Source organism: Acinetobacter sp. CIP 102529, assembly GCF_000368325.1.
Classification (GTDB): domain Bacteria; phylum Pseudomonadota; class Gammaproteobacteria; order Pseudomonadales; family Moraxellaceae; genus Acinetobacter; species Acinetobacter parvus.
Genome location: NZ_KB849348.1, coordinates 3,499 through 14,063 on the forward strand (window position 1 = coordinate 3,499; position 10,565 = coordinate 14,063).

The 10,565-nt window shown below is 39.0% G+C and carries 9 protein-coding genes and 4 pseudogenes; 9 read left to right on the plus strand and 4 right to left on the minus strand.

Annotated features, from left to right (window positions below; all coding sequences use genetic code 11):
- Positions 1 to 131: 131 nt before the first annotated feature.
- The 7 genes and pseudogenes from F972_RS14880 to F972_RS16405 form a co-directional block, all read left to right on the plus strand.
- A pseudogene (locus F972_RS14880) lies at positions 132 to 637 on the plus strand (integrase core domain-containing protein); the annotation flags it as partial.
- A 404-nt stretch (positions 638 to 1,041) separates the two neighbouring features.
- A pseudogene (locus F972_RS14885) lies at positions 1,042 to 2,375 on the plus strand (ISNCY family transposase).
- Between the two features lie 580 nt (positions 2,376 to 2,955).
- The gene (locus F972_RS00795; RefSeq protein WP_000401521.1) at positions 2,956 to 3,186 is read left to right on the plus strand and encodes an antitoxin; all 231 of its coding nucleotides are present in this window, start codon (positions 2,956 to 2,958) and stop codon (positions 3,184 to 3,186) included.
- A complete protein-coding gene (gene vapC / locus F972_RS00800; RefSeq protein WP_000639719.1) occupies positions 3,183 to 3,578 on the plus strand; it encodes a type II toxin-antitoxin system tRNA(fMet)-specific endonuclease VapC in 396 nt (131 codons plus the stop codon). Before F972_RS00795 ends, vapC begins: the two co-directional genes overlap by 4 nt.
- 160 nt (positions 3,579 to 3,738) lie before the next feature.
- Entirely contained in the window at positions 3,739 to 4,170 is a 432-nt protein-coding gene (locus F972_RS00805; RefSeq protein WP_004763240.1) for a hypothetical protein, read from the plus strand.
- 358 nt (positions 4,171 to 4,528) lie between these two features.
- Positions 4,529 to 4,606 carry a hypothetical protein gene (locus tag F972_RS16400; RefSeq protein ID WP_261484713.1) on the plus strand — a complete coding sequence of 26 codons (78 nt, stop codon included), beginning with the start codon at positions 4,529 to 4,531 and terminating at the stop codon, positions 4,604 to 4,606.
- Positions 4,607 to 4,641: 35 nt separating this feature from the next.
- Positions 4,642 to 5,067, plus strand: a pseudogene (locus F972_RS16405) (IS5 family transposase); the annotation flags it as partial.
- A 345-nt stretch (positions 5,068 to 5,412) separates the two neighbouring features.
- Here F972_RS16405 and F972_RS00815 read toward each other — a convergent pair.
- Together F972_RS00815 and F972_RS00820 are read right to left on the minus strand one after the other, a co-directional pair.
- Positions 5,413 to 7,137: a bifunctional protein-serine/threonine kinase/phosphatase gene (locus F972_RS00815; RefSeq protein ID WP_000751934.1), complete on the minus strand. Its 1,725-nt coding sequence runs from the start codon at positions 7,135 to 7,137 to the stop codon at positions 5,413 to 5,415.
- A gap of 51 nt (positions 7,138 to 7,188) precedes the next feature.
- A complete protein-coding gene (locus tag F972_RS00820) occupies positions 7,189 to 7,998 on the minus strand; it encodes a formate/nitrite transporter family protein (RefSeq protein WP_000323725.1) in 810 nt (269 codons plus the stop codon).
- A gap of 284 nt (positions 7,999 to 8,282) precedes the next feature.
- On the opposite strand from F972_RS00820, the gene cynS reads away from it, so the two are divergent.
- Both cynS and F972_RS00830 read left to right on the plus strand, forming a co-directional pair.
- A complete protein-coding gene (cynS, locus tag F972_RS00825) occupies positions 8,283 to 8,732 on the plus strand; it encodes a cyanase (protein WP_000628076.1) in 450 nt (149 codons plus the stop codon).
- Positions 8,733 to 8,835: 103 nt separating this feature from the next.
- Complete coding sequence (locus F972_RS00830) at positions 8,836 to 10,140, plus strand: IS4 family transposase (RefSeq protein ID WP_004763242.1); 1,305 nt, start codon at positions 8,836 to 8,838, stop codon at positions 10,138 to 10,140.
- Between the two features lie 73 nt (positions 10,141 to 10,213).
- On the opposite strand, the pseudogene F972_RS16145 reads toward F972_RS00830, so the two are convergent.
- Both F972_RS16145 and F972_RS00835 read right to left on the minus strand, forming a co-directional pair.
- Positions 10,214 to 10,321: pseudogene (locus F972_RS16145) on the minus strand (serine/threonine-protein phosphatase 2); the annotation flags it as partial.
- 48 nt (positions 10,322 to 10,369) lie between these two features.
- Positions 10,370 to 10,565: integrase core domain-containing protein (locus tag F972_RS00835; RefSeq protein WP_004763243.1), on the minus strand; the 196-nt coding region annotated here is incomplete at its 5' end.

The window sequence follows — 10,565 nt, forward strand, 5'->3', positions numbered from 1 at the left end:
AGCGTGTACACAGTGCACTGGGTTATGTATCGCCTTTTGAGTTTGAAGCAATGTACTATGATAAGATTAACCCGTTAGGTCAGGTGGCCTAACTTAAATAAAAAAGTCTCCGACAAACCCGGTACGGTTCACATAGTCGTAAAGTACTGGCTCATCGAGTATCGATTAGTATGGAAACAGACTTTTGCATAGATGCGTTGCAAGAAGCAATTGTGAAATATGGTTGTCCTGAGGTGTTCAATATAGTCAAATCATTATAAAACCAATACAAATCAGTCGATGAATTATTTCGAGTTTTTTTTAGAATCCTGTACGGATAATAAAGTAGTTTGACTATACAGACCAAGGCAGTCAATTCACAAGCGAGGCATTTTTGAATGAGTTAAAATTGCGAAATATCCGTATCAGTATGGATGGGAAAGGACGCTGGATGGATAATGTGATGATTGAGCGTTTATGGCGCAGCGTGAAGCATGAGGAAGTCTATTTGAAGGCTTACGATACGGTTAAACAAGCGAAACAATCAATTGCTGAATATTTGGATTTTTATAACATGATACGTCCTCATTCAAGTTTGAATAAGGCAACACCGAATGAATTTTATGATCAACATTTACTAAAAGTAATGGCAGCATAATTTAAATATTTAGAGCGGATTTATCACTTATAAAACTGAATTGAGTGGTCTAATTAAAGGAATCACATTAGAAGATCAAACAATAGAACTATGTGATTTTGATTTGAATACTTTTTTGAAAGTTTAATTGTTTTTACGACAAACATTCTAAGTGCCAAGAACTTTATGAAGTAAATAGAATATAAACATAAGTGAACTGAATGTGAAATGTTATTTTATATAAGTGATTGATTTTACGTTAAGCAAAGAGACCTATGAACTTAATGTATCATGTACTCAATTTAACATAATCTATATTATACGCAATCTAAGTGTTACTCACCATTCAAAATGTCTATATTCTCACCAATAAAAATGTCTAGTTTATGATGGTTTAAACATCATAGACTGGATATGAAATATAGATGCTGATCACTATGTCTGACAAAGAAATTCAACGTCTTGCTGTTCTGCAAGACGTTCGAGATCAACGTATTAACCAAGTCCGTGCTGCAGAAATTCTTAATCTTTCAACCCGTCAAATAACCCGATTATTGCACAAGCTAAAGCAAGATGGTGTTTCAGGCCTGATACATGCCAGTCGTGGTCAACCAGGTCATCGTCGCCATGATGATTTATTAAAATCGAAATTTTTTCTATTATTTCTGAACATCTGCTTGGATTTGGACCCACCTTGGCGCATGAAAAGCTTAGCAGCATGTTTGCCCTAGATATCCCGGTAGAAACGCTTCGGCGGTGGATGACGGCAAATGACCTCTGGATTCCTCGATCCAAGCGCCTTAAACGTCCATATCAGCCACACTATAACCGGGATTGCTTCGGTGAGCTAATCCAGATTGATGGCTCATATCATGACTGGTTCGAAGGACGCGCTGCTAAGTGCTGCTTGCTGGTTTATATCGATGATGCTACTGGAAAGCTGTTGCATCTGCGCTTTTGTGAGGCCGAAACGACCTTTGACTATATGCTTTCAACCCGAGCCTACATTGAACAATACGGCAAACATCTGGCCTTTTATAGCGACAAACATTAGGTCTTCCGAGTGAACCAAAAATCTAGCCTAAACAGCCAGATCACGCAATTTGGCCGGATTCTGAATGAGTTAAACATTGATATTATCTTTGCCAACTCACCACAGGCTAAAGGTCGCGTAGAACGCGCGAATAGAACCCTTCAAGACCGGTTGATCAAGGAGATGCGTTTGGAAGGCATCAGTTCAATTGCCGAAGCCAATGCATGGCTACCCTGCTTCATTGAGCACTTCAATCAGAAATTTGCCAAGTGTGCGAGAAACTCGAAGAATTTACATCTACCCCTAACCGAATCTAATCTTGAACTGGATGATATTTTTACCTGGCAGGAACCGCGTAAGGTCACGAAGAACCTAACCATCACGTATGATAAATGTATTTATATACTTGAACCGACAGAGCTGAATCATAAGCTTGCTGGGCAATACATTTCAATTCTGGAGTATCCGGATGGCACTTTGGCCCTCATGCATGAAGGACGAAAGCTCAACTACAGCATCTTCAATAAATTGGCTGGGCTGCAGCAAAATGAGATTGTTGAGAATAAACGGTTAGGTTCAGTCCTGGCGCATATTCAACAGCAACATGAAGTATTGGAAAAACAAAATAAACGTTCCCGGGCCAAGAAAAGTATGCCGAGTCGTAAAGCTCAGAAAGCTGTTATTGAACAAAGAAATTTAAATCCTGTGCTTGACTCTTGTGGTTAAAAACAGGACATTTTAAATGGTTTATCGCATAGACATTTTAATTGGTGAATAACAGTGTTTTTAATATTACTTTAAGATCAGTATCTTATCGTTATTCATACCCTCTGGAACGTTCTCGTTCAACCGACTTGGAAACAAGTCGGTTTCTATTTAAGCAAAACTGTAACTTTTAGCCAATAAAATTGATCAAAAAACATTCGTTTTTGCATTTTTTCCTGATTTCTCAAGGGTCACAGTTCATAAATAATCCCCAATTTCTGCGGACAACTCTTGGGATAAAATAGGCCAACTTTGTAAGCTAAAACTTACATGAATTTAAGATTTTTGAGGATTGGTAATCCAAAGCATTAGCCCTATGATGAATACATAAGGGAACTGGATGTTTCCAGAAAACAAGAATAAGAAAATAGCGCAAGGAATGGGCAGCACGAGATCAGTAAGACGAGCACCCCGATATGAAAAAGCCCGACAGGATGTCGGGCTTTTTTATTGCCTTATGATTTTAATATCACTTTGACTTTACAAGATTTAATGTTAAGATATATATCAATGATATATATCTTGGTTTCGGGAGGTAATTATGGAAATTGCGAAAGTATTTCAAACTGGTCGCAGTCAGGCTGTTCGCTTGCCTAAAGCCTTTCGCTTTAATGGCACGGAAGTGGCCATCAAAAGCTTCGGTCGTGGTGTATTACTCATGCCCATCGACAATCCTTGGGATGTCATGTTAGAAGCAATAAATGAGTTTGAGGTTGGATTCCAATTGGAGCGAGCTGATCAAGGCGAACAGCTCCGTGAGGAGTTCAGATGATTTACCTCTTAGACACAAATATTTGTATCTATGTCATCAACAATAAGCCTCAACAAGTTTTTGAGCGCTTTAAGCAATATCAACTCGGCCAGCTTGCGATTTCGAGTATCACGGCATCTGAGCTGGCTTTTGGTGTAGAGAAGTCTGGATCTGAACGCAATAAACAGGCGTTAAACAAGTTTTTGTCACCTTTAGAGATTCTTCCTTACGATGAACAGGCGATTTGGCATTACGCCAAATTACGCCAGAATCTTCAATCTACAGGTAAACCGATTGGCAGCTTAGATATGCTGATCGCTGCTCATGCTTTGGCATTGGATGTTGTATTAGTTACGAACAATACAAAAGAATTTGAACGAATTGATGGTCTGAAGCTAGAGAATTGGGTCTAATCGCTATATCTAGCCCGCCCTATGCAGGGCTAGAATTCGTATAAGAGATTTATGTTAAATGGATACAGCTTTTGAAAATTTTAACTTTGAATCAGAGATTTCATTTTTAATATGATAAAAACCAAAGGATAAAGAAAATTTTGATTTAGGTATGTCATAAGTGAATTTTTCAGGTGATGTAGAGGTTTTTTTATCTTGTCTTGGAACTAAAGAGTCAAGTTCAGATATTTTGAAAGCAGTTATTCTTGTTGCAAGTGAGTTTGACTCATTAGAGACTAATTTTGGTGGAGAAAAGCTATCCTATTGGCAATTTTTTAAGAGAGGTATTACGTTCAGGTTTAATGAACATCAGATACTAGATACCATTTTCATCTACGTCAAAGAGAATGAAGAATATTACCCATACCCATTTTTAGAAAATCTGATCACAGGTATTAATCACAAAAGTACGATGCAATCTGTAGCTAATTTATTTGGAACCCCCGAAAGAGAAAGTAACAGTTGGCTTAAATACAAAATATTTGATAATTATTTACATTTTGAGTTTCATAATTCATTAGAATTGAAACAAATTACAATGGGACAATATTAACACCATGTTATTAATTTTTATGTATTTTTTTAAATTTAAACCCTAGATTTGAGTCTAGGATTTTTTAATTTCGTAAAACCGCCATTATGTTAAATTTAGAACATGTTACTTTAAGTTCATAGAGGCTTTGTTGCACAAACCTATCTGTAAAGGCTTTTTCAGCGATATAATTTTCAAATGAAGAAGCCTACACATAAAATCTACCGCACAACCAATTGGCCCGCATATAACCGAGCACTCGTTCATCGCGGAAATATTGCCATTTGGTTTGATCCTGCTACGCAATGGTATGCTCCATCAAAAGGCAAAATAAGGGCGAAATCAAACCTACTCCGATGCAGCCATCCAATGCTGCTTAATGATTAAATCCTTACTCCGTCTGTCTTTACGTATGGTCACTGGCTTTGTGCAAAGTCTGATTAAACTTTGCGGATGAGCAGCTACGAATATCAGTGATATTCGTACACCACGCTTTGTAGAAGACAAAAGCATATTAATATTGCAATCAATTACCAAAAAAGTAGCGATGGGCTGCATCTACTCATAGACTCTACAGGCATGAAGTTTCTAGGTGAGGGCGAATGGAAATGCAAGAAATATGGACCTGAATATCGTCGCCAATGGCGTAAACTTCATATTGGCATAGATGCTAAAACTCTACAAATACGCGCTATTCAGCTTACAACCAATAATGTCAGTGATTCACAGGTGCTTGGTGATTTACTTAATCAGATTCCACAAGATGAGCAGATTGACTCTGTTTATACCGATGGAGCTTATGACACCAAGCAATGCCGTGAGGTCATTGCAGATCGGCAAGCGCATGCGGTGATTCCACCTAGAAAAAAATGCGAAACCTTGGAAAGATACAAAGAGCAGCTCGCTAGATCGAAATGAATTACTTCGAACAGTTAATCTTGGAAGCAGTGCTTCTCAGGCAGGACACTATGGAAAAAATCAGGCTATCATCGGTGAAGTTTGGTTGAAACTAAGATGCACTGCATTAAATTATTAGGAGATAAACTCAGAGCAAGGCGTTTTGATAGCCAAGTCAATGAGATTCATGCACGTGTAGCAGTCCTCAACAGATTTACGGAATTAGGTCGACCACTTACCCAAATTACGCCTTAAATTTAGCTCAATTAGGGGCGCTTTGCATTTCAAATCTTTGTGCAACAAAGCTGTTTGAATAAAAACTTATCTATGTACCTTCAATTTTAAGCATGGTTTGATCCTATCTTTTCAAATAAATGGCCATGCAATACTCAGTAAAAATAATAGCCCTAATACGGCGCAACTCATTTGCCAAAAACGTAAAGGATCTCGTTCAATGATTGCTGGTGGTTTAGAGTTTAATAATTCTTTGGAAGGATGCATTAGATTATGAATGAGTTCAGACAAGGCCTCAAAACGATGTATCGGTTCAATACTCAGCGCTTGGCCTAAAATTTTATCTAACCATATAGGTAAATCTGGCCGATATTTCCTGATGGAATGATATTGAACTTTTTTCATCTGCTTTAAACTGTTACAGCGAGCTAAATCTGTCCCATAAGGTAATTGTTTGGTGAATAAATAATAGGCCATTACCGCCAAAGAAAATTGGTCTGAATGTACAGATGGCGAATGATCAATAAAATACTCCGGTGCCATAAATGCCAAGGTTCCGAGTGCTCGATTCGCATTTTTAGGATTAATTTCGACCAGGCCTCTTACTGCCGTTGAACCATAATCAATCAGTTTAATTTTCATGGCATTTTCTGCATTTATAACCATGATGTTTTTTGGTCGTATATCCTGATGTAGCATTTCCAGCCGGTGCATTGCATTTAAAGCCAAGGCTGTTTGTTGCAAAATTGGTAAAATCTCATCCAGATTTAAAGGCTTTTCTTGGCGATGCAGCCATTGAGCCAAGGTTTCACCCTGTAAATATTCATAACATTGGAATAAATATTTTTTCTCAGTGTTATGTGGATAACACTGCATCAGGTTGTCATGTTTCAGACGTTTCGATACCCAATCTTCGAGTTGAAACTGCTCTACGGCATTTTTATCTTGCTGTAAATCTACCCCCAAAGTTTTTATAACCAAGGGCTGCTGCTGAGTATCGTGTGCCAAATACAGGCAACTGCGATGATTTTGGTGCAAAATTTTATCAATCACATAGCCTTCAAACACTTCACCTTTACTGAGCTGTTGTGGAAATACATAATCCTGCTGAATATGAAACTGATTCAGTTCAGGCAGCTGTTCTACATGGATCACCTGGAGACTTAAGTTATCATCACTGCCCTGTTCTAAAGCTTTTTCAACGAATGCTTTGGCAAGTTGATTTAAATCTGCATCTACTAAAATTAAATCTAATAATTGTTGATCTGTGACAAATTCATAGACCCCATCCGTCATCAGTAAAAAAATATCTTTTTCTTTGAGTTCAATATTTCGATAATCAATTTCAATACGATAGTCGGCACCTAAGGCTCGGCTAAGATAATGCTCTCTTGAAGACAACCAGACACGATGATCATGGGTCAGTAATTCAATTTCATGATCGCGAATGCGGTAAATACGACTATCACCAACATGAAAAACATGGGCTTGTTGCTGTTTTAAAATCAGTGCAGATAAGGTACAGACATAACCTCGGTCTTTATCAAAACGTCCTTGACTTTGTTGAGTCTGTGCATAAAGCCATGAATTGGTCGCGCGGATCACCCGTTCTGCTGAAGTCTGTGTACTCCAGGCATCTGAAGTAGAATAATAGTCAGATAAAAAACTGCCAACGGCGGTTTCTGCTGCAAGATGACTGACATTACTGCTACCGATTCCATCCGCTATAACACAGGCAATACCTTTCTGTTTCAGCACATGTCCTTCGGGCAGATATACTCCATGGAAATCCTGGTTCTGTTGTTTAATTCCGGCAGTAGAATATTGCCCAATACTGACTTTTAATGTTTTTTTCATGCTGAAAGCTCAAAAAGGGATCTATATGATCCCTTTATAAAATGGTGAATATTAAAATTCTTTTTTAACACCAGTACGGACATGGGTTGTATAAAGTGCCAGACCTGTTAATGCCAAACCACCCACCAGATTACCCAAAGCAACCGGCAGTTCATTCCATAGGAAGTAGTCAGCAATCGAGAAGTCACCGCCCATCATCATGGCAAATGGGAACAGGAACATGTTAACGACAGAGTGCTCAAAGCCCATGGCAAAGAACAGCATAATTGGCATCCACATGGCAATGAATTTGCCACTCACCGTAGTAGACATCATCGCGCCAATGACACCTAATGACACCATCCAGTTACACAGCATGCCACGGATAAAAATAGTCATCCAGCCGGCGAATCCGTATTCGGCATAACCTAATGTCCGCTCCTCGCCAATATGCGCAATTTTCACGCCGACAGGGTTTGGATCCGCTGCAAAACCCATGGTATAAACCGCTGCCATGAGCACTGCAACGACTAAACAGCCTGTAAAGTTCCCTACAAACACCAAGCCCCAGTTTTTTAGAATACGTCCCCATGTCACCCCTGGGCGTTTATCTAGCCATGCCAGCGGCGTAAGTACAAATACCCCAGTTAACAGGTCATAGCCCAATAAATACAACATACAAAAACCAACTGGAAACAGGAGCGCACCAATTAGTGCTGATCCTGTTTGCACGGCTATGGTAATGGCAAATACTGCTGCCAGTGCCAAAATCGCACCTGCCATAAAGGCACGAATCAATACATCACGGGTTGCCATATGTAATTTGGATTCACCCGCATCTACCACTTTTTTTGCAAACTCTGCAGGAGCAAGATATGCCATGTCATCGTCCTCATTTTTAATATCTGGACCTGTTTTTAAACAAAAAGACGCCTAAGGTCTTTGAAACCTTAGGCGTCGTTGCCTTAAATATCAGAACAGGTAATTTTGTTATGGCGCCATTGCCATGCTTGTTATAAATAAAGCAAAAGCTGTGCCATAAATTATTTAAAAATCATTCAATTTTTTACGCTCTATTTAAAGCTAATTTCGTCCTCTAGTTGGCATGAGAACTGCATTAATGAAAATTCACATAAATGTATTTCAAAAATAATCTGGAGATTTTTATGATTACCCATCGTCAACAAGTAACTGACATGATCATTTCAGCGAAAGTTTTAAAGTCAATTAAATGGGCAGATGTCGCCAAAGAAATTGGTCTTTCTAAAGAATGGGTAACGGCTGCCTGCCTGGGACAAATGGCATTTAATAAACAGCAGGCAGAGAAAATTGGTCAGATTTTTGACCTTAGTGATGAGGCAGTAGCATGGCTGCAAATTGTACCTTACAAAGGCTCTTTACCAACCAGTGTGCCTACGGACCCTTTAATTTACCGCTGGTATGAAGTTGTAAATGTATATGGTTCGACTATTAAAGAGCTGATCCATGAAGAATTCGGTGATGGCATTATGAGCGCAATCGACTTCAGCATGGATATTCAGCGTGAGGAAAACCCGAACGGTGACCGGGTAAATGTCGTATTGTCTGGCAAGTTTTTACCTTATAAAACCTATTAATTAATCGTTTGATAAAGCCATCATATTGATTAATGCCAGTCAGTTAAGCAGACATTAGAGAAATGTAGTAAAAATGAGTGTATGTAAATACGCTTATTTTTTTATGACTTTATCTCAGAATTTAGATTTAACCCTTCAGCAATCCATGCCATCACTCACTAATTTTAGCGAGTTGATTGATTTCAACTGGATTGAAGAGAGCCTGCGTCAAACAGGTAAGGCTTCTATCAGGAGAAGAAAATTACCTGCCGAACATGTGGTATGGCTAGTGATTGGGCTTGCCCTGTTTCGAGATCAACCGATCAGGTATGTTGTAGAGCAACTAAAACTTGTGTTTGGTACAACAGAGTATTGCGTTCCCAGTGCAGCAGTACAAGCACGACAACGCTTAGGGCGGGAGCCCTTAAATACCTTATTCTCTCTGCTCAGCCAAGCTTGGTTTGAAGAATCGCAACAGCAATATTCAAACTTTCATGGTCTCAGTGTGTGTGCTGTTGATGGGGTGGTTTGGTCTATGCCACAGACCGATGATAACTTTAATCACTTTGGCTCATCTAAAGGTAAAACAGCTGCAGCCCCTTATCCGCAAGTGAGAGCGACCTGTCTGGTAAATACCAACACTCATGAAATGATTGATGCCCAAATAGGCAGTATGGATCAAGGTGAACTTACACTGGCAAATCAATTATGCCCTCCATCGCATAGTATTACTCTGTTTGATCGAGCCTATTTCTCTGCTGACTTTCTAATGGGTTGGCAAACACGTGCAGAGGCAAGTCATTGGTTGATGCGAGCAAAAGACAACTTACGTTATGAGGTGGTTAAGCATCATTCCCCGCATGACTTTCATATCAGAATGCCAATATCAGCAAGAGCTAAGAAGCTTAATCCGACATTGGGAGATTATTGGGAGGCGCGTTTGATTGAGGTTGAGCATGCAGGAAAAATGAGGCGTTATATCACGTCATTAACGGATTCAAAGAGATATCCACTCACTGCCTTAGCGAAGCTTTATGCTCAGCGTTGGGAAATAGAAATGTGTTATCGGGAAATCAAAAGTGATTTACAGGATGGAAAACATTTAAGGAGTAAGCAACCGGATTTAGTTTATCAAGAATTATGGGGGGTATTGATTGCGTATAATGTCCTAAGAAGACAAATGAAGTACATGGCTCAGCGAGTAAAAGTGAGTCCTTTGAGAATCAGCTTTCATCTTGCATCCATTAGTATCCTCAATATCTTAAGATTCACCTCTTTAGATTCAGCAGGCAATTTACCTAAATATTTAGAAAGCTTACTAGGGAAAGCCAAGATGTATATCTTACCTCAGAGGAGGAAAAGAAATTGTCCTCGGGTTGTGAAGATAAAACCACAGAAATATCCAAGAAAATGCCAGTCAATTTCTTAACTGACTGGCATTAATCATATTGATGGCTTTTCATTTCTTCGTAAGGAGATCTTTTATATCACCGTCTTTATCCTTATTTAATTTTGACTATACACAGCTTCTGGGTATAAGAGGAACCGACATCAATATAGTGACAGTTATCAATCTGGGTATGTTTTTTCACAATGGTATGCCCTAAATAGGTTTTGAACTGAACCGTACCAAATTTGTCGGAGACTTTTTATTTAAGTTAGGCCACCTGACCTAACGGGTTAATCTTATCATAGTACATTGCTTCAAACTCAAAAGGCGATACATAACCCAGTGCACTGTGTACACGCTTTTTATTGAACCAATCTACCCAATTTAATGTCGCAAGTTGTACATCCGCTAAACCTTGCCAATCTGCTTTTAAATATTCAATCACCTCTGTTTTGTATAAGCCA